The 18,088-nt window shown below is 73.7% G+C and carries 16 protein-coding genes; 9 read left to right on the forward strand and 7 right to left on the reverse strand.

What is annotated here, in order from left to right; translation table 11 throughout:
* Positions 1-186 precede the first annotated feature (186 nt).
* A complete protein-coding gene (locus ACT2CW_RS29825; RefSeq protein WP_199335745.1) occupies positions 187-732 on the forward strand; it encodes a hypothetical protein in 546 nt (181 codons plus the stop codon).
* Positions 733-807: 75 nt separating this feature from the next.
* Here ACT2CW_RS29825 and ACT2CW_RS29830 read toward each other — a convergent pair whose 3' ends face one another.
* Together ACT2CW_RS29830 and ACT2CW_RS29835 are read right to left on the reverse strand one after the other, a co-directional pair.
* Positions 808-2,013 carry a PucR family transcriptional regulator gene (locus ACT2CW_RS29830; RefSeq protein WP_445518855.1) on the reverse strand — a complete coding sequence of 402 codons (1,206 nt, stop codon included), beginning with the start codon at positions 2,011-2,013 and terminating at the stop codon, positions 808-810.
* 217 nt (positions 2,014-2,230) lie between these two features.
* Complete coding sequence (locus ACT2CW_RS29835; RefSeq protein WP_445518856.1) at positions 2,231-3,340, reverse strand: MGDG synthase family glycosyltransferase; 1,110 nt, start codon at positions 3,338-3,340, stop codon at positions 2,231-2,233.
* Between the two features lie 136 nt (positions 3,341-3,476).
* Here ACT2CW_RS29835 and ACT2CW_RS29840 point away from each other — a divergent pair, with 136 nt between their 5' ends.
* The 3 genes from ACT2CW_RS29840 to ACT2CW_RS29850 are packed head-to-tail and all read left to right on the forward strand — an operon-like array spanning position 3,477 to position 5,986.
* Entirely contained in the window at positions 3,477-4,295 is an 819-nt protein-coding gene (locus ACT2CW_RS29840; protein WP_445518857.1) for an SDR family NAD(P)-dependent oxidoreductase, read from the forward strand.
* Between the two features lie 6 nt (positions 4,296-4,301).
* Complete coding sequence (locus ACT2CW_RS29845) at positions 4,302-5,255, forward strand: DMT family transporter (RefSeq protein ID WP_445518858.1); 954 nt, start codon at positions 4,302-4,304, stop codon at positions 5,253-5,255.
* Positions 5,252-5,986: a polysaccharide deacetylase family protein gene (locus tag ACT2CW_RS29850; protein ID WP_445518859.1), complete on the forward strand. Its 735-nt coding sequence runs from the start codon at positions 5,252-5,254 to the stop codon at positions 5,984-5,986. Before ACT2CW_RS29845 ends, ACT2CW_RS29850 begins: the two co-directional genes overlap by 4 nt.
* A gap of 2 nt (positions 5,987-5,988) precedes the next feature.
* Here ACT2CW_RS29850 and ACT2CW_RS29855 read toward each other — a convergent pair whose 3' ends face one another.
* Together ACT2CW_RS29855 and ACT2CW_RS29860 are read right to left on the reverse strand one after the other, a co-directional pair.
* Positions 5,989-7,461, reverse strand: coding sequence for a class II fumarate hydratase (locus tag ACT2CW_RS29855; RefSeq protein WP_445518860.1), 1,473 nt, complete (start codon positions 7,459-7,461; stop codon positions 5,989-5,991).
* A 187-nt stretch (positions 7,462-7,648) separates the two neighbouring features.
* Positions 7,649-8,599, reverse strand: coding sequence for a sensor histidine kinase (locus ACT2CW_RS29860; protein ID WP_164423603.1), 951 nt, complete (start codon positions 8,597-8,599; stop codon positions 7,649-7,651).
* Between the two features lie 152 nt (positions 8,600-8,751).
* On the opposite strand from ACT2CW_RS29860, the gene ACT2CW_RS29865 reads away from it, so the two are divergent.
* From ACT2CW_RS29865 to ACT2CW_RS29875, 3 genes are all read left to right on the forward strand, one after another.
* The gene (locus ACT2CW_RS29865; RefSeq protein WP_445518861.1) at positions 8,752-9,633 is read left to right on the forward strand and encodes an alpha/beta fold hydrolase; all 882 of its coding nucleotides are present in this window, start codon (positions 8,752-8,754) and stop codon (positions 9,631-9,633) included.
* 221 nt (positions 9,634-9,854) lie between these two features.
* On the forward strand, positions 9,855-10,178 hold the full coding sequence (locus tag ACT2CW_RS29870) for a hypothetical protein (protein WP_086881829.1): 324 nt from the start codon (positions 9,855-9,857) through the stop codon (positions 10,176-10,178).
* Between the two features lie 52 nt (positions 10,179-10,230).
* Positions 10,231-11,064 carry an SAM-dependent methyltransferase gene (locus tag ACT2CW_RS29875; RefSeq protein ID WP_182472752.1) on the forward strand — a complete coding sequence of 278 codons (834 nt, stop codon included), beginning with the start codon at positions 10,231-10,233 and terminating at the stop codon, positions 11,062-11,064.
* A 102-nt stretch (positions 11,065-11,166) separates the two neighbouring features.
* Here the strand turns inward: ACT2CW_RS29875 and ACT2CW_RS29880 are convergent, their stop codons facing one another.
* The 3 genes from ACT2CW_RS29880 to ACT2CW_RS29890 all read right to left on the reverse strand — a co-directional run bounded on the left by ACT2CW_RS29880 (position 11,167) and on the right by ACT2CW_RS29890 (position 16,320).
* Positions 11,167-13,938, reverse strand: coding sequence for an AfsR/SARP family transcriptional regulator (locus ACT2CW_RS29880; RefSeq protein WP_445518862.1), 2,772 nt, complete (start codon positions 13,936-13,938; stop codon positions 11,167-11,169).
* Positions 13,939-14,127: 189 nt separating this feature from the next.
* Entirely contained in the window at positions 14,128-15,063 is a 936-nt protein-coding gene (locus tag ACT2CW_RS29885) for a TauD/TfdA dioxygenase family protein (RefSeq protein ID WP_138912971.1), read from the reverse strand.
* 348 nt (positions 15,064-15,411) lie between these two features.
* Positions 15,412-16,320 carry a LysR family transcriptional regulator gene (locus ACT2CW_RS29890; protein ID WP_432044975.1) on the reverse strand — a complete coding sequence of 303 codons (909 nt, stop codon included), beginning with the start codon at positions 16,318-16,320 and terminating at the stop codon, positions 15,412-15,414.
* Positions 16,321-16,413: 93 nt separating this feature from the next.
* Between ACT2CW_RS29890 and ACT2CW_RS29895 the strand changes: the two genes are divergently transcribed.
* Together ACT2CW_RS29895 and ACT2CW_RS29900 are read left to right on the forward strand one after the other, a co-directional pair.
* Positions 16,414-16,839, forward strand: coding sequence for a YybH family protein (locus tag ACT2CW_RS29895; RefSeq protein WP_182472755.1), 426 nt, complete (start codon positions 16,414-16,416; stop codon positions 16,837-16,839).
* Complete coding sequence (locus tag ACT2CW_RS29900) at positions 16,839-18,029, forward strand: flavin-dependent oxidoreductase (RefSeq protein ID WP_445518863.1); 1,191 nt, start codon at positions 16,839-16,841, stop codon at positions 18,027-18,029. The genes ACT2CW_RS29895 and ACT2CW_RS29900 overlap by 1 nt, the downstream gene beginning before the upstream one ends.
* Positions 18,030-18,088 lie beyond the last annotated feature (59 nt).

Consider the following 18,088-nt stretch of genomic DNA (forward strand, 5'->3'; position numbering starts at 1 on the left):
GGGGCCCCGGGATCCAGGGGCGAGGCCCGCCGGACACCCCGTGGGGCCGGGCGCCGGTTGCGCGGATTGACAGTCCCGCGCCCGTGGCGGACGGGTGTTTTCTCCCTGGTTCACGAAGACGTGCCGGGTGGCCGGGCGGAAGGCTGTGCGGCGTCACTCCGCATCCCTTCCGAGGAGGAACACCGTATGACCCGACACGGAAACAGACGCGTCCTCGCGCTGCTGGCGTGTACCGCGGCCCTCACCGGTGCCGCCCTCAGCACCGGTGGGGCCGCTCACGCGGCGGCCCCGGCGAAGGCGTCGACGGCGACCACCTGCACCGACCCCAAGACCGGCGTCCCGCTCACCGCCACGATCGAGGGGGACAGGAACGCCAATGCCATCTGGGGCACACCGGGCAGCGTCGTCAACGCCTTCTCCGGGGACGACTGGGTCTTCTCCGACCTGATCAACACCTCCGCCGTGGTCTGCCTCGGCGACGGCTCGGACAACTTCAACCCCAGCGACCCGACCAATGTGTCGGTGGGGACGTACTTCGGCGTCAGCGGCCAGAACGGCAACGACAACATCACGGGGGGCACCGGCAACGACTACCTCTTCGGTGACAGCCCCGACAACGCGTCCCACTCCGGCAACGACACACTGATCGGCGGTCCCGGCTACGACGTGGCGAACGGTGGCCCGGGGATCGACCGGTGCGACGCCGAAGTCGAGATCAACTGCGAGCTCTGAGGACGGGCGGCGGGGGGCCTCGTAGGCCGCCGGGGGGGATTCCCGGGCGGCCTACGTCCCGTCAGCGCACCGGCCTCATGTCGTCCAGGCGCCGGAGGCGGCCCTGGCCACCACGGTGCTCAGGATGCGTACGCCACGGGCGGATCCGGGGTCGACATCGGTGAGCCGGCGCACCCGCTGGAGACGGTAGTCCAGCGTCCGCGGATGGATGTTCAGCGCGGCGGCGGTGTTCCTGCGGTGCATGTCATGGGCGTAGTACGTCTCCAGGGTGGCGAGCAGTTCGGGGCCCCGGGCGAGGGTCCGGGCCATGCCGGACAGCCAGCTGTCGATGTCGCGGTCCTCGGCGACGGCCAGTTCGACGAAGACATCGGCCAGGGTGTGCAGGCGGCGCGGCACGGGCTGGAGCGGAGCCGCCAGGCTGATGCGCCGGGCGCGGTCGTACGCGTCGGCCAGCGCACGCACGCGGCCCGTACTGGTGCCGACCGCGCAGGGCCGCGCCACCGCCTCGCCCGCGTCGCGCACGAAGGCGAGCGCCCGGTCCCGCGCCGACCGGTCGCTGCCCGGCCGGGCCGCATCGGGCGTGCTGTCCTGGCCGGCGGGCACCAGGGCCACCAGCTCCTCCGCCCGGGGCCAGGCGATCGGCATCCGGTGGTGGGTCAGGAGGGTTTCGACGATCGCCTCGCGCCCTCCGGCGGCCGGGGCGGGACGGCCGGGGACACGGACGACCACCACCTCGTACGACGCGGCCGGGCTCATGCCGACGGCGCGGGCGAGGCCCGGGGCCAGGGAGTCGTCGGCGAGGAGGGCCGTGGTGAGGGCGCGCACCCGGGCGACGAGGGGGAGGCGGCGCTTCTGCTCCGCCGCATGGCCGCGGGTGTAGGCGTCGATGCCGCGGGTGCCCTGCGCGGTGAACCAGGCCATGAGCCGCATCAGCTCATCGGTGTTCTCCGGGCCGGACGTCTCCTGGATCTCCCGGAGCATGAGGTTGGTGTGCAGACCGAGGACCCGCCGCCGGGACGCGGCGGACATCCCCGTCCTGGCCCGCGAGGCGCCCATCGACGCGATGTGGTCGAGGTCCTCCTGGGAGAGGGGGGTTCCGTCGGGGGCTAAGTCCAGGGTGCGGCGTCTGAGCCAGACCGCGTAGTCCAGCGCCTCGGCCCGTCGCCGGCCGTCGTGCTCCACGAACCGGTACTCGGGGATCTCCTGTCCGTAGACCTCCACTTCGTGGCGTGCGTCGTCCAGGGTGCGCCGGGCCAGTTCGGCGAAGAGATGACTTCCCATCGGGCGGTGCCTCCGTCAGTCGTTCGGGAACTCCGGCGGGACCGCACGGGGACAACTCACGCGCGGGGGGCGGTGCTCCACACGGGGTTCCCGAGGTCGGATGGGTCGGGGCCGAGCATGCCACCAGTCGCCGTCGGACGGTCGGCACGGGCGGCATCGCGTGCGCGGAAATTCACCTCGCGGCCGTCCGGGCGACTCACCTGGTCGTGTCGGCCGCTCATCTCGCGGCCGTCCGGGCGACCGCGTCGGTCAGCCGGGCGGCGGCGTCGTCGGCGAACAGCCGGTGGCCCGCCGCGATACGGCGCTCCCGCCACGCGGAGGGTTCGGTGACCGCGTCGAGCAGCCGCACCAGCTCCCATGAGTCCCGCGCGTGGTCCGAGAGCCCCAGCGCGGCCATCCGCCGGACGCCCTCGCGGCCATGGCCCGGGATGGGGCGGTAACCGATCACGGGCACCCCGGTGGCCAGCGCCTCCAGCGCGGTCTGACCGGCCGCGTTGTCCACCACGGCCCGTACGGCGGACAGCAGGCCCGGCATGTCCGGCTCCCAGCCGAGGGCCGCCACCTCCGGGCGGCGCGACAGCTCGGCGCGCAGCCGTTCGTCCCGGCCGCACAGCACCACCGGCAGATACCCCGCCCCGGACACCAGCCGCGCGGTGTCCGCCACCCGTGTGCCCGCGCCCCACGCCCCCACGGACAGCAGCACCGGCGGCCTCCCGGGCGCGAGCGCGCCCAAGCGCCGCCGCCACCGCGCCGCCCCCCGCGCCGGGCCGAAGAAGCGCGCCGCCACCACCGGCCCGGTGGCCAGCGACGGGCGGCCCAGCGCGCGGCGCACGGTGTCCGCGGCGTCCGGGGTGACACACAGATGCAGATCGTTGCCCGGGTGCAGCCACTGGCGGTGCACCGCGAAGTCGGTCACCACCACCGCGCTGGGCACCCCCAGGGCCCCGCGCGCCCGCAGCCTGCCGGTCAGCTGCGCGGCCAGATGGAACACCGGGACCACCACATCCGGCCGCTCCCGCGCCACCAGCGCCAGCAGCCGGTCCTCGGCGAGCGCGGCCAGCGGGGCGCTGCCCGGCCGGGGGCCCCTGCCGGGGCGGAAGAACGCCCGGTAGATGCCCTCGTACAGCACCGGGGCGCGGCGGATGGTCGTCCGGTAGAACGAACGCAGCCCCGCCCCGATCCGGTGCGGCAGCAACTCCAGCACATCCACCCGACCGGCCCCCTGACCCCGCTCCTCCAGCCTGCGGACCAGCTCGGCGGCGACCGCGTCATGTCCGGCCCCCATCCCGGCGCTGACAACGAGAAAGCGGGCCGACAGCGGGTGCATGACCACCTCCGATGGTGCGAGGCGCGGCTCCTCATGGCTCACTGGAGGTATCCGCTCCGCATGCCGTCAAACCGCGCGCTCGACGGCCGGTGACCCCAGGACCAGCGGCCGGTCGGCGGCGAGACAGGGAGATGCCATGATCCGCCCCCTCCCGGACACACCCCTGGATCGCGGCCAGGTGCGGGACACCGGGCACCCGGCGGCCACCGGGACGAGGGTCGCGCTGGTGACCGGCGCCTCCTCGGGCATCGGGGCCGCGATCGCCGACCGGATCGCGGCCGAGGGCGGATGGCGGCTGCTGGTCAGCGGCCGCCACCGGGAACGGCTCGACCGCGTGGCCGCCAGGACGTCGGCCCTCGCCCTCCCCGTCGACCTGGCCGCGCCGGAGGGCCCGGAGGCGCTCGTCAGGGACGCCCTCCGTGCCGCCGGACGGGTGGATCTGCTGGTCGCGGGGGCGGGCGTGGGCTGGGCGGGCCCCTTCGCCACCATGCCGCCCGCCGCCATCGACCAGGTGGTCCGGGTGGATCTGCTCGCCGCGATGCGCCTGGTCCGCATGGTCGTCCCCCGGATGGAGGCCGAGCGGCGCGGACACATCGTGCTGATCGGCTCGGTGGCCGGGACCGTCGGGGTGCGCGGCGAGGCGGTGTACTCCGCCGCCAAGGCCGCGCTCGGCGTCTTCGCCGACGCCCTGCGGCACGAGCTGGGCCGGGCCGGTGTGCGCGTCACCCATGTGGTCCCCGGCGTGGTGGACACCCCGTTCTTCGCCCGGCGCGGCGCCCCGTACACCCGGCGGCTGCCCCGCCCGCTGCCGCCCGAGCGGATCGCCGACGCGGTCTGGGACGCGGTCGAGCGCGGGCGGGACGAGGTGTACGTACCGGCCTGGATGCGGCTGCCCGCGGTGGTCCGGGCCCTGGCCCCCCGGCTCTACCACCGGTTGGCCGCACGCTTCGGGTGACCTCCGGTGAGCGCCCTGACCGTCGTACTGGCCCTGCTGTCCGCCCTGGGCAACGGCGCGGCCTCGGTACTACAGCGGCGGGCCGCGATGGACCAGGCCCGGGAGGAACGCGGCGACGGCGGGCCGATACGGAGTCTGCTGCGGCTGGCGCGGCTGCTGCGCCGCCCGTTCTGGCTGGCCGGTCTCGCCGCGATGATGGTGTCGGCGGTGGCGCAGGTGGGCGCGCTGGCGGTCGGACGGCTCTCGGTGGTCCAGCCGCTGCTGGTCAGCGAGCTGCTGTTCACCCTGGTGGTGGGCAGTCTGGTGTTCCGCCACCGCCCGGACGGCCGGACCTGGCTGTCGTTCGTGATGCTCGCCGCCGGGCTCGCGCTCTTCCTGGTGGCGGCCGACCCCTCCAGCGGCGCGCACACGGCGCGCAACGGCCGCTGGATGCCGGTGGGCGTGGTGGTGGCCATCGCCGTGGGCGCCCTGATCGCGGTGGCCCGTGTGGTGCGCGGGGCCGCGCGCGCCGTCGCTCTCGGCAGCGCCACCGCCGCCTGCTTCGCCTGCACCGCGGCGCTGATCAAGGAGCTGACCGGGCGGTTCGGCGGTGGGGTGGTGGCGGTGCTCACCGACTGGCCGCTGTACGCGGTGTGCGCCGTGGGACTGCTGAGCTTCCTGCTGCTCCAGAGCACCCTGCGCGCGGGCACCCTGGCCGCCTCGCAGCCCGCGCTCACCCTCGGCGACGCCCTGGTCAGCATCGCGCTGGGCTGGGTGCTGTTCGACGAGCGCGTCGAGCTGGGGCTGCGCATCGTGCCCGAAGTGGCCGGGATCCTGCTGATGGCGGCCGGCATCGTGGGCCTGACCCGCTCGCCCGCCATGTGCGGCGGCTGGGACCAGGCCGTCCCCGAACCGCCGCGGAACGCGGGAACACCGCTCCCCGGAGGGCGAGGCGGCCCCGGTGGCGAGGGAACACCATGAGCGCGCGCCACCGATCCGGTGTCCTGGTGCGCAATGCGGCGCTGCTCGCGGCGGCCGCGCACCTCGCACCCGCCGGTACCTGGCTGCCCGGGCCCCGGCGCGCCCTGTTCCCCGCCCTGGCGGGGCGCGGACGGCCCGACCATGTGGCCCTCACCTTCGACGACGGACCCGATCCACGCACCACTCCGCGCTTCCTCCAGGTGCTCGACGAGCTCGGGGTCCGCGCCACCTTCTTCGTCCTGGGGGACGGTGTGGCGCGCTTCCCGCACACCACGCTGGAGATCGTCCGCCGGGGCCATGAGCTCGCCGTCCACGGCTGGACCCACAGCCGCCCCTGGCTGCCCACGGTGTCCCGGGACGCCCACGAGGTGGCCCGGGCCGCCCGCGCGATCCGGCTGGCCACCGGCGCGGTGCCGCGGTGGTACCGGCCGCCGTACGGCATCCTCACCGGCGGCCGCTGGCTGGCGGCGGCCCGGGCCGGGCTCACCCCGGTCCTCTGGTCGGCCTGGGGGCGCGACTGGACCGAGGACGCCACCGCGGGTTCGGTGGCCGCCGCCGTACGGCGCGATCTGCGCGGCGGCGCGACCGTTCTGCTGCACGACACCGACCGCGCCGCGGCCACCGGCTGCTGGCGCGCCGCGCTGGCCGCGCTGCCCGCGGTGGTGGCGGAGTGCCGGGCCGCGGGTCTTGAGGTGGGGCCGCTGGCCGAGCACGGGATACGGCGCCGATGAGCTCAGCCGTCGCGCAGCCGGGCCATCTTCCGGGGGTCCACGATCCGGTCGAAGTCCTCGGCGCCGATGTGGCCGCTGGCGATGGCCGCCTCGCGCAGGGTCGTTCCCTCGGCGGCGGCCTTACGGGCGATCTCGGCGGCCCTGTCGTGGCCGATCCGCGGGGACAGCGCGGTGACCAGCATCAGCGAACGGGCCAGGTACTCGTCGATCCGCTCGCGGTTCAGCTCGACGCCCTCGACGCAGTACGCGCGCAGCTTCTCGCAGGCGTCGGCGAGGATGCGCGCGGAGTGCAGGAAGTCGCTGATGACCAGCGGCCGTGCCGCGTTGAGCTGGAAGTTCCCCCGGGTGCCCGCGTGCGCCACGGCGGCGTCGTCGGAGAGCACCTGGGTGCACACCATCATCATGGCCTCGCACTGCGTCGGATTGACCTTGCCGGGCATGCTGGAGCTGCCGGGCTCGTTCGCGGGCAGCGTCAGCTCCCCGATCCCGCCGTGCGGGCCGGAGGCGAGCCAGCGGATATCGTCGGCGATCTTCATCAGGGGGACGGCGAGCCCCCGCAGCCCGGCGGAGGCGGCCACCATGGTGTCCACACCGCTCTGCGCCGCGAAGGAGTTGGACGCCACCTTGAACGGATGGCCGGTGGCCACGGCGATCTCCCGGGCCACCGCCGGGCCGAAGCCCTCGGGGGCGCCCAGACCGGTGCCGACCGCCGTGCCGCCGATGGCGAGCTGGTACAGATCAGGCAGCGTGGCCCGCAGCCGCTCCAGCGCGTCGGAGAGCTGGGCGGCGTAGCCGGACCACTCCTGCCCCACCGAGAGGGGGACCGCGTCCCGCAGATGGGTGCGGCCGGTCTTGACGATCTCGTACCAGGCCCGGGACTTGGCGGCGATGGCCTCCTGGAGCAGGCTGACCTGCGGCAGCAGCGGGTCGTGCAGGATGCGCACCGCGGCGATGTGCATGGCCGTGGGGAACGTGTCGTTGGAGGACTGCCCCAGATTGACGTGGTCGTTGGGGTGCACCGGCTCCTTGCTGCCCAGGGCGCCGCCGACCAGCTGAATCGCGCGATTGCTGATGACCTCGTTGACGTTCATATGGGTCTGGGTGCCGGAACCGGCCTGCCACACATACAGCGGGAAGTGGTCGTCCAGCGCACCGGAGACCACCTCGTCGGCCACATGCGCGATCAGATCCGCCTGCCATCCGGCCAGCCGCCCCTCCCGCCCGTTGACCAGCGCGGCGGCCTTCTTCACATAGCCGTACGCGTGGTAGACCGCCTTGGGCATACGGTCGTCACCGATCGAGAAGTGGACCAGGGCCCGCTGGGTCTGGGCGCCCCAGTACCGGTCGGCCGGGACCTCGACGGTCCCCAGCGCGTCCGTCTCCCGCCGGGTGCCGGTGGCGTCGATGCGGGTGGGCAGGTCCCGCCGCACCCTCGGGGTGCCCTGGGCGCCCCGGCGCCGGTGGGGCGTGTTCATCGCGTGCTCTCCCAGACGGAGGGCAGCCCATCCATATGCACACTCCGCTCACGGCTGTTGCCCTCCCCGCCAGTGTCGCTCCGCACCGGCCCGGCCGCATCCGGCCGGGGCCGCCGCGCTCGGGCCGAATCCGGCCGTCGGGATGGGGGCCGGACGCGCTGGGGACCGCCGAGGTCGCGGGTGGGAGTCAGATCCGGGTGCGCAGCCGGATGAGGGTGCCGTCCGCGTCGGCCTGCATCTGCACCACGTCGCACAGCATCCGGACGCCCCACAGCCCGAACCCGGGCTCGGAGTCGGCCGGCGGGGCGAAGCCCCACAGCGCGTCCGGGTACCAGTGGCCGGGCCCGGAGATCTCGCAGACCAGATCGCCGTCGTGGACCCAGGTGCCCAGCCGCGCGGGGGCACCGCCGTGCCGGATCGCGGTGGTGGACACCTCGCTCACGGCCGCGACCATGTTGCGCAGCGCGTCATGGCCCATGCCGTGCCGGCTCGCCCGCTCGGCCACGAAGGTGCGCACGGCGTCCAGGTCGGTCGAGACGATCGACACGGACTCGGCCGTGCGCGGGGCGGACGGCAGGGGGCGCCGGTCGCAGGTGGCGCTGAACGGACCGGGGTCGGTGTAGGCGTCGCTCTTCTCCGGCCCGTGGCCGTCGATGATCTCGGGGTGGGTCTGGCGCGCGTAGGCGAGGATCTCGGGGTGCAGCAGACGCCGGTCGTAGCAGCAGATGGCGCGGGCGCCGGAGTGGGCGAAGGCCGCGTTGACGATCGACTCGTAGCGCGCCCACTCCACCACCTCGAGCGGGGTGCGGCCCTGCCACACCGGTTCGGCGATCACCCGGACCCGGCGCGGCTTCTCGGCCTTCACGAAGGAGTCATAGGCGGCGATGGTCTTGACCGGGTGCTGGTACCAGCTGAGCGCCTCCTCGAACTGGACCGCCTTGGCGTCCTGCCCGAGCGCGTCCCGCAGCGCGTCGATGTTGGAGGCGGCCGCGACGACGGCCACGGCGTCGTCCGCCGCCAGGCCCTCGCGGAGGAACGGGACGCAGATATCGACCACTTCATCCTCGTCGCGGTAGAGGAATCCGCGATGCATCATCGCATCGCGGTGGTCCGCGACGGGGCTGCTCGGGCTGGTCATCGGGCCTCCCTGGGGCTCGGCCGGCGAAAACACGCGGTGCGTCATCGAATTTCCGGACGGTATAGCGCAGTCTGCCACTTCCCCGGCCCGGTGCGCAGCCCGTTCCGGCCATACATGGACGACATCCTGACGGTGCATTAGCATCCTCGGGCGTGACTGAGCTGAAGAACATCAACGCAAATGGACTTGATTTCGGGTATTTCGAAGCGGGCCCGGCCGACGCCCCATTGGCGCTCTGCTTGCACGGCTTCCCCGACTCCGCGCACTCCTGGCGTCATCTGCTTCCCGCGCTCGCGGACGCGGGCTACCACGCGGTGGCGCCCTTCATGAGGGGCTACGCGCCCAGCGGGATACCCGCCGACGGCGCCTACCAGGCGGGTGCGATCGCCGCGGACGCCAACGCGCTCCACGAGGCGTTCGGCGGCGACGGCGACGCCGTGCTCATCGGCCACGACTGGGGCGCCATCGCCGCGTACGGCGCCACCGGCACCGCCCCCGAGCGCTGGCGGCGCGCGGTCACGATGTCCGTGCCCCCGCTGGGCGGGGTGCTGGCCGACTTCTTCAACTATGACTACGGCCAGTTCAAGCGCTCCTTCTACATCTTCCTGTTCCAGACGCCGCTGGCCGAGGCCGGGGCGGCGGCGCACGACATGGCCCTGATCGACGGCCTGTGGCGCGACTGGTCGCCCGGGTACAAGGACGCCGCCGAGGACATCGCGCACGTCAAGGAGAGCCTGCGGGACCCGGCCCACCTCGCCGCCGCGATCGGCTACTACCGGGCGCTGTTCGACCCGTCGCGGCATGTGGCGGCGTACGCGGCCGAGCAGGAGGCCGTCACCGGGACCGGGGAGGTCCCCATCCTCTATCTGCACGGCACCGACGACGGCTGCATCGGCGCCGATGTCGTCCAGGGGGCCCCGGACCACCTGCCCGTGGGCTCGCGGATGGAACTGGTCGACGGCGCCGGGCACTTCCTCCACCTGGAGCGGCCCGAGCGGATCAACCGGGAGGTCCTGTCCTGGCTCGCCGGGTGACCGGCATGCCCTGGGTGCGTGCCATGCCGCCATACGGCGTGTGACCAGGGACTTTTCCAACGCGGAACGCGATGCGGCCGCGGCGGTACCCCGACCGGGGCGGACCCGGTCGAGCCGCCGCGGCCGTCGCTTTACCGCCGGTATACCGCCGCTGACCCGCCCTCTTCCATGCTGGACGCATCGCTACAGCCGCCCGGTAGGGACGCGTCTGGAGAGGGCCTGTGAACGTCGACCAGCAGCATCAGCCTCATGTCGAGGACGAACCCCTCTACGCCTGGAGCACCTTTCAGCTCTGCGGCGGGGTGGAGGGGTCCGGCCCGAGCGGCACCTGCCGGGCCGAACGCACCGCCCGTGCCTGTCTCGAGGCGGCGCTCCAGGCCACCGCGGCCCACTCCGGGGCGTACTCCTGGGGCCAGCTCAGCCGGGTGTCCGCGGATGTCGACCTGCCCTTCCACCTGTGGGCACGAGATCCGGTCGCCTGGGCCGAACCGGGGCCGAGGAAGACGGTCACGTGGCGTCCGGGCGCGGCTCCGCACCCGCAGTGATCCGGAACCGTCGGGGGTGAGGCGAGGCAGTGCTAGTGGTAAGGGAATCACGATGAAGAGCAGCGGACCCGGCGTCGGGCTCAGGACGAGGGAGTGGCGGCCGGCCGACCACGGACGTCTTGCGGTCAGCGAGGCGAACCCGGCCAGGGTCTACAACTATCTCGTCGGCGGCAAGGACAATTACCTCGCCGATTACGAGCAGGCCCAGCGATTTCTCGGTGTCGCACCGGAAGTCCGTGACACCGCGCTCTCCAATCGGAGATTTCTGCACCGGGCCGTCCGTCATCTCGCCGCCAATGGAATCAGCCAATTCCTGGATATCGGCGCGGGATTGCCGGCCACCCCGAATGTGCATGAAATCGCCCAGGCCGTGAATCCCCGCGCCCGGGTGGTCTACGCCGACAACGACCCCATCGTGGCGAGCCACGGCCAGGCCCGGCTCTCCGTCTCCGGCACCACGATGGTCAAGGCCGACATCCGCTCGCCCGAGGACCTCCTGGGCCATGAGGAGCTGCGGCGGCTGCTCGACCCCGCCCGGCCGGTCGCGATCCTGCTGACACTCGTCCTCGACTACATCGAGGACCTGGCGAACCCCGTCGGGATCGTCCGCAAGCTCATGGACTGGGCCGCGCCGGGCAGCTGTCTGGTCCTCTCCCACGCCACCGGTGACTTCACCCTCGACACCGACCGGGACTGGGAGGTCATCAGCTTCGAGGGCCCGGTGTCCCTGGTCGCCCGCGACCGGGCCGGGATCATGGAGTTCTTCACCGGGCTCGAACTGCTCGCCCCCGGCCTGGTGCAACTGCCCTCCTGGCGCCCGGTCATCGGCGCCGAGCCCGACCCGAGCCGGGTGTGGGCCTACGGCGGGGTGGCCCGCAAACCGTAGCCCCGGCCGCCCCGTCAACCGTAGGCCCGGCCGCCCCCTCGGCCGTAGCCCCGGCGGCCCCTTCAGGGCCGCCTTCGCCCGACAACCGCCCCGGACCCTGCCTCAGCGCGGGCCGGGGCCGATTTGCAGGGTCATACAGGCGGGGAAGAGCCCGCTCCAGGTGTGCCCGCGCCAACTCTCGTACGTCCCGGGGCGCTTCCACACGGGCAGCGCCTGGTCCATATGGGCCCGGCCCTCGGGGAACCTGCCCTGCTCCATATAGGTGATCCCGATCTCGTAGAGGGCGAAGCCCTCATGGTGGATGTTGCCCGTGCGGCGGGCGTACTCCAGGCTCTCCTTGAAACAGGTCAGGGCGTCCTCGGGGCGGCCCAGGCCCCGGTGGGCCCGGCCGAGGTTGCCCAGGCCGATCACCTCGGCCGACAGGTCCCCGGCCTCCCGGGCGAGGGCGAGCTGCCGCTCCTGCACCGTGATGGCCTCCTCGTACAGGCCCAGTTCGCACAGCGCGTCCGCGAGATTGCACGCGGTGCGCAACTCGCCCTCCCGGTGGTCCAGTTCGCGCCAGATCTCCAGCGCCGACTCCAGGGTGGTGCGTACCTCGTCATAGCTGTGCTGGAGCCAGTACGCGGCGGAGAGGCCGTCCAGCCCCCACGCCTCGCTCTCCGGGTCGCCCAGGCGGCGGGCGGTCTCGACGGCCAGCTCGTTGACCGTCTGGAGATCCTGGGCGTGGGCCCGGGGGAAGAGGAACCACTGGAGCGCCCGCGCCAGCCGCAGCCCCAGGCGCGCGATCGCCTCGGGCTGGGCGGGCTCGGCCGCCTGGGCGACGCCGGCCAGCAGATTGGGCAGCTCGTCCTTCAGCCAGCTCTCCGCCTCGTCCTGGCCGCTCAGCGGCACCGCGGGGCCCTCGACCGGGTGCCGGGGCCAGGGGCGGAGCGGGTCGAGCAGGGTGACCGCCCGCTGGGTGGTGGCCGCGTAAGCGGACAGCGCCCGCTCCAGCGCCGCCAGGCGCTCCGCCTCGGTCTCCTCCTGCTCCGCCTGCTCCGACGCGAACAGCCGCAGCAGATCGTGCATGTGGTAGCGGACGGAGTCCCGGCTCTCCAGGAGCTGGGCGTCGACCAGCCGCTCCAGCGCGTTCTCGGTGCGGTCGGCGGGCAGGTCCAGCAGCGCGGCGGCCACCGGCAGGCTCACATCGTGCCCGTGCACCACGCTGAGCAGCCGGAAGGCGCGGACCGCGTCCAGGTCGTCGGAGCGGCGGCCGAGCCGGAAGCCCTCGTAGCTCACCTGGAAGCTGACGCGGACGGCCAGATCCCCGAAGCGCAGTTCGTCCAGCCGGCCCCGGGCGTCGGTCAGCTTGGTCACGAGGGTGCGCAGCGGCCACGCGGGGCGGGCGGCCAGCCGGGCACCGGCGATCCGCAGCGCCAGCGGCAGCCAGCCGCACAGCCGGGTGATCTCCTGCGCCTCGGCGGGCTCGGCCCGTACCCGCTCCGCGCCCACGACCCGCTCCAGCAGTGCCACCGCCTGGTCCTGCGGGAGCACGTCCAGGTGCAGATGGGTGGCGCCCTCCAGGGTGGTCAGCATCTCGCGGCTGGTGACCAGCGCGGCACAGCCCGGCCCGGCGGGGATCAGCGGCCGCACCTGGTCCACACTGGCGGCGTTGTCGAGGATCACCAGCAGTCTCCGGCCCGCCGCCAGCGAACGGAACTGCGCGGACGCCTCGTCGGTGTCGCTCGGCACATTGGAGCCGTCCACGCCGAGGGCGCGCAGAAACCGGCCGAGCACCTCACCGGGGTCGAGGGCCGACTGCCCGGCGGTCGCCCCGTACAGGTCCACATAGAGCTGGCCGTCGGGGAAGCGGTCGGCGAGCTGGTGCGCGGCGTGGATCGCCAGGGTCGACTTGCCGACCCCGCCGGTGCCGTCGATGGCCGCGAGCACCACCGACCGTCCGCCTTCGCCCGCCTCTTGGTCCCCGGCCGCGTCCATCAGGGCCTGGATCACTGCGACCTCGCCGTGGCGGCCGGTGAACGCGGGGCTGGCGGGCGGCAGTTGGCGCGGGCCCCGGTGGGCCTTGCGGGCGGCGGGGCCGGGCCGGTCCGCCTCCGGGGCGGGCGCGGCCGTCAGGGAGGCGTCGGCGTTCAGGATCCGCTCGTGGAGGTCGCGCAGCGGCGGGGTCGGCTCGACCCCCAGCTCCTCGCCGAGCAGCCGGTGCAGATCGCGGTAGGCGGCCAGGGCGTCGGCCTGCCGACCGGACCGGTACAGCGCCAGCATCAGACGGCCGCGCAGCTCCTCGCGGAACGGATGCTCGGCGGTCAGCGCCTCCAGCTCGCCCAGGACGGCCGTATGGCGCCCGCACCGCAGGTCCGCGTCGATCCGGGCGTCCACGGCTTGGAGCCGGCACTCCTCGAGCCGGGTGGCCTCCGCCGTCACCGCCGGGGTCGGGGGCACATCGGCGAACGGGGTGCCGCGCCACATCGCCAGCGCCTCGCGCAGCCGCTCCGCCGCGCTCTCGGGCGCCTCCCGGTCGAGCGCCCGCCGCCCCTCCTCGACCAGCTGCTCGAAGCGGTGGGCGTCGAATTCGGCGGCCTCCACCGCCAGTCGGTAGCCCTGCGCCTTGTAGCCCTGTTTCTCGGTGATCAGGGTCTGCCCGGTCTCGTCGCCCATGGTCTGGCGGAGCCGGGAGACATAGGTCTGAAGCAGCTTGGTGGCGCTCTGGGGCGCCCGGTCCTCGCCCCAGAGCTCGTCCAGGAGGCGTTCGGTGGAGACGGTCTGGTTGGCGTGGCACAGCAGCACCGCGAGCAGCGTCCGCCACTTGGCCGGCCCCAGGGAGGCCCACCCCTCGCCGGTGCGCAGCTCAAGCGCCCCCAGGACCCGGTATCGCACCCGTCCCCTTCCATCGGCTCGTCAACTGACCACTCCGCAATGGTTATACCTCCGATGTGGCCACTGCGGTGCATCGTTCCATCCGCCGGGAACAAGCCCGCGCCGGGTACGGGCTCGCGCGGATGGCCGAAAATCGCCGCACCAGGGGTCGTGGCGGAGCGGCCAGGGGCCGTGGCGGAGCGGCCGGGGTCAGAACGGCCGGTCGCCCTCGATGGCGACGCGCTCGGCGACCCTGCGGTGCGGGGCGTAGTCGTTGACCGCGTAGTGCTGGGTGGCGCGGTTGTCCCAGAACGCGATGTCGCCCGGCTGCCAGTGGAAGCGCACCTGGTACTCCGGGACATGCGCCTGCCGGCACAGGAAGCTCAGCAGCCGGTCGCTCTCCTCCCGCTCCATCCCGGTGATCCGGGTGGTGAAGGAGGTGTTGACGAACAGCATCCGCCGGCCGGTCTCCGGATGGGTGCGCACCACCGGGTGCTCCACCGGCGGGAACATCTCCTGGAACGGGGCCAGCCGCTCCGGTCCGTAGAAGCGGACGAAGCCGGGGATGACGTCGTGGACCGCGGTGGCGCCGTCGACGCGCTCCTTCACCTCCGCCGGGAGGTTGTCGTACGCCGCCGCCATGTCGGCCCACATGGTGTCCCCGCCCACCGGCGGCACCTCGCGCAGCTGGAGCACGGCGCCGAGCGCGGGCCGGGTGCGGAAGGTGACGTCGGTGTGCCAGATGTTCTCGAAGGTCGGCGTGGCACCGGAGGCCTTGTCGAAGCGGACCACATCCTCGCTGGACCCGGCGGCGAGCAGGGGGTTGGTCTCCAACTCGCCCCAGTTGCGGGCGAATCCGCGCTGCTGTTCCGAGGTGAGGTGCTGAGCCCGGAAGAAGAGCACCTTCCACTCCAGCAGGGCGCGGTTCAGCTCCTCGCGCAGCGCGGGCTCCAGCGGCCGGGAGAGGTCCAGGCCGCGGATCTCGGCGCCGATGACGCGGCCGAGGGGCACGATCTCGAACCGCTCGTACGGACGCTCCTCCCACCCCTCGGGCAGCCGCCGCAGCACGCGCGCGCCCTCGTACATGCCGTCCGGCGGGATGGTGGCTTCGCGAAGGGTCGTGGGTGGGGTGTCGACGACGGTCATGGCGTCTCCTCATGCGTGACGGCGGGCAAGGGCAGGCGGGGGTGGGGAGGTGCCCTCGTGCCGCGGGGATGACCACGGGAGTGTCGTCCTGAGCGTCGCGGTGTCCGGATCGTCAGGGCTGACCGGCGATCGCGAGAGGAATGACCGGCGTGGCTTCGGGGGCGCGGGGGCGGTGGCCGCGGGATGCGGAGAATCCCGATTAGAGGCCCGAGCGCTCACACCCGGTCCGGTCCGGGGCGCGTAGATGTCCCGTCGCGTCGAACCGATGCCTGATCATGAGCGCAATTGTGGGATCCGCCCTGGTGAGCTGTCAACGGGGAGTGCCGTGTGTGCGCGGAAGCCGAGTGCTCACCCGGCGGCGCGCTCAGGGGCCGAGGCGGCCGCCAGGGCGGTACGGGCGCGCTCGACCAGGGCCCGGCCGGCCGGGCCGCTCGGGCCGTCCGCCCGCCAGGCGAAGGCCAGCCGCCCCCGCAGGGCCGGCCGGTCGATGCGGACCGACCGCAGCCGGTCCGACCGTGCCTCGGCGAACGCGCCGGGCAGGATCGCCGCGCCGAGACCCCGCTCGGCGAGCTGCGCCAGCACCTCAGGATCGCTGGCCTCGAAGGCGATGTGCGGGGTGAAACCGGCGGCCGCGCACGCCTCGTCGATCCGGGTGCGCAGCCCCGTGCCGCGCGGCAGGCTGATCAGCGCACGGCCCCGGAGGGTGTCCAGCGAGATGGCCGAGTGCACGGCGAGCTCATGGTCGGGGCCGACCGCGGCCACGATCGGCTGATCGGTGATCACCTCCAGCTCGACCCCGGCCGGGGTCGTGGCGCCCACGCTGACGATCGCCGCGTCGAGCCGTCCCGTGCGCAGACCCTCCAGCAGCTCGTCCGACGTGGCCTCGGTGAGGGTGATCTCCACGGCCGGATGGGCGTCGTGGAACTCCGCCAGCAGCCCCGGCAGATCCACGCTGTGCGAGGTGACCGTCCCGACCGCCACATGCCCGCGCAGCAGCCCGGTCAGCTCGTCCACCGCGAGCCGGGCGCCCGCCACCGCCGCGAGCGCGGCCCGCGCGTACGGGAGCACCGCAGCGCCCGCCTCGGTCAGCCGCACCGAGCGGCCCGAGCGGTCCAGCAGCCGCTCGCCCAGCTCGCGCTCCAGCCGGCGGATCTGTGCGCTGACCCCCGGCTGGGCCACATGCACCTTCTCCGCGGCCCGGGTGAAGTTCCGCTCCTCGGCCACCGCCACGAAGTACTCAAGCTGCCGCAGCTCCATAAGCGATGATTCTAGCAACCAGACCAACCATCTCTTGGACTTCTGGTTGCGCCCGCCGGAGGGTGGAGGCGGAGACAAGGAAAGGAGTCGACCATGACCGAGACCCGTGCCCGCGCCACCACCCCCGAGGATCTGGCCCGGCTGTTCGTGGAGCGTGCCAACGCCGGGGACGCCGAGGGGCTGGCCCAGCTCTACGAGCCCGACGCGGTGCTGGCCTACCCGCCGGGTGCCACGACCGTCGGCCGCGAGGCGATCCGCGCCGTCTGTGAGCGGATGCTGGCGCACGCCCCGCGCCCCTTCCGGGTGGAGGAGGCGCTGCCGACCGTCCGCTACGGCGATCTGGCCCTCACCTCGACCCGCCCCGCCGACAACACCGGCGGCCGGGTGCAGGTGGCCCGTCGCCAGCCGGACGGCAGCTGGCTGCGCATCATCGACCGCCCCGAGATCCGCTCCGAGGACCGCCCCGAGGACCGTCCTGAGAGCCCCTCCGAGACCCGTCCCGAGGCCGGGGCCGAGTGATGAGTGTGCTCATCGCCGGGGGCGGGATCGGCGGGCTGGCCACCGCCCTGAGCCTCCACGCGGCCGGGGTCGGGACGGCGGTCGTCGAGAGCGCCCGCGAGATCCGGCCGCTCGGCGTCGGGATCAATCTGCTGCCGCACGCCGTGCGCGAGCTCGTCGAACTCGGCCTCGGCGACGAGCTCGCCGCCATCGGCGTGGCCACCGCCGAGAACGTGTACTGCGACCGGTTCGGCAGGCGGATCTTCACCGAACCGAGGGGCCTGGCCCAGGGCTACCGCTGGCCGCAGTACTCGGTGCACCGCGGGGAGCTCCAGCGGCTGCTCCTCGCGGCGGTCCGCGAGCGCCTGGGCGCGGACGCGGTCCGCACCGGGGCGCGCGTGGTGGGATTCGACGACTCGGGGCAGCGGGACAGCGTGCGCGTCCACATCCTCGACCGGGCGACGGGGACGGTCGAGAAGACGGCCGCGCGGGCGCTGATCGGCGCCGATGGGCTGCACTCCGCGGTCCGCGCCGCGCTGCACCCGCAGGACGGCCCCTTGCTGTGGTCGGGCATCCGGATGTGGCGGGGCACCACACCGGCCGAGTCGTTCCTCACCGGGCGCTCGATGGTGATCGTGCACGACGGGGACGCCGAACTGGTCGCGTATCCGATCGGCGGCGGCCGGGTCAACTGGGTCTGCCAGGTGCGGATGTCCGAGCCCGGGCCGCTCACCGGGGACGCGGCCTGGAACCGGGCGGGGCGGCTCGCCGATGTGCTGCCGTACTTCGAGGACTGGCGGCTCGGCTGGCTCGATGTGCCGGGTCTGCTGACCGGCGGCACCGAGATCCTCGAATATCCGATGGTCGACCGGGAGCCGCTGCCGTGGTGGGGGAGCGGCCGGGTGACCCTGCTCGGCGACGCCGCCCATCCGATGTATCCGGTGGGGGCCAACGGCGCCTCCCAGGCCGTCGTGGACGCCCGCGTCCTGGCCCGCGAACTCGCGCGGACCGACGATGTGCCCACCGCGCTCGCCCACTACGAGACCGAGCGCCGCGAGGCGACGGCGGCCGTCGTACGGGCGAACCGGGCCATGAACCGGGCCGGTGCAAGGACCCCCGAGGAGCTCGCCCGCGTCACCGACACCTACCGGGACACCACGGGAAGCGATGTGCGCACGCTCAACGCCCGCCCCTCCCTGAGCTGCCGGTGAGACCTGAGCCGCCGGTGAGCGCTCCGGCCGGCGGGGCGGCATCGGAGCCGGGCGGAGCC

The organism is Streptomyces sp. NEAU-174 (genome assembly GCF_052665095.1).

What these genes read in the sequence shown, in the direction of transcription:
- ACT2CW_RS29825 (WP_199335745.1), top strand. Translation starts at nt 187, where the DNA reads ATGACCCGACACGGAAACAGACGCGTCCTCGCGCTGCTGGCGTGTACC.
- ACT2CW_RS29840 (WP_445518857.1), top strand. Translation starts at nt 3,477, where the DNA reads ATGATCCGCCCCCTCCCGGACACACCCCTGGATCGCGGCCAGGTGCGG.
- ACT2CW_RS29850 (WP_445518859.1), top strand. Translation starts at nt 5,252, where the DNA reads ATGAGCGCGCGCCACCGATCCGGTGTCCTGGTGCGCAATGCGGCGCTG.
- ACT2CW_RS29900 (WP_445518863.1), top strand. Translation starts at nt 16,839, where the DNA reads ATGAGTGTGCTCATCGCCGGGGGCGGGATCGGCGGGCTGGCCACCGCC.
- ACT2CW_RS29855 (WP_445518860.1), bottom strand. Translation starts at nt 7,461, where the DNA reads ATGAACACGCCCCACCGGCGCCGGGGCGCCCAGGGCACCCCGAGGGTG.
- ACT2CW_RS29835 (WP_445518856.1), bottom strand. Translation starts at nt 3,340, where the DNA reads ATGCACCCGCTGTCGGCCCGCTTTCTCGTTGTCAGCGCCGGGATGGGG.
- ACT2CW_RS29875 (WP_182472752.1), top strand. Translation starts at nt 10,231, where the DNA reads ATGAAGAGCAGCGGACCCGGCGTCGGGCTCAGGACGAGGGAGTGGCGG.
- ACT2CW_RS29885 (WP_138912971.1), bottom strand. Translation starts at nt 15,063, where the DNA reads ATGACCGTCGTCGACACCCCACCCACGACCCTTCGCGAAGCCACCATC.
- ACT2CW_RS29830 (WP_445518855.1), bottom strand. Translation starts at nt 2,013, where the DNA reads ATGGGAAGTCATCTCTTCGCCGAACTGGCCCGGCGCACCCTGGACGAC.
- ACT2CW_RS29860 (WP_164423603.1), bottom strand. Translation starts at nt 8,599, where the DNA reads ATGACCAGCCCGAGCAGCCCCGTCGCGGACCACCGCGATGCGATGATG.
- ACT2CW_RS29895 (WP_182472755.1), top strand. Translation starts at nt 16,414, where the DNA reads ATGACCGAGACCCGTGCCCGCGCCACCACCCCCGAGGATCTGGCCCGG.
- ACT2CW_RS29890 (WP_432044975.1), bottom strand. Translation starts at nt 16,320, where the DNA reads ATGGAGCTGCGGCAGCTTGAGTACTTCGTGGCGGTGGCCGAGGAGCGG.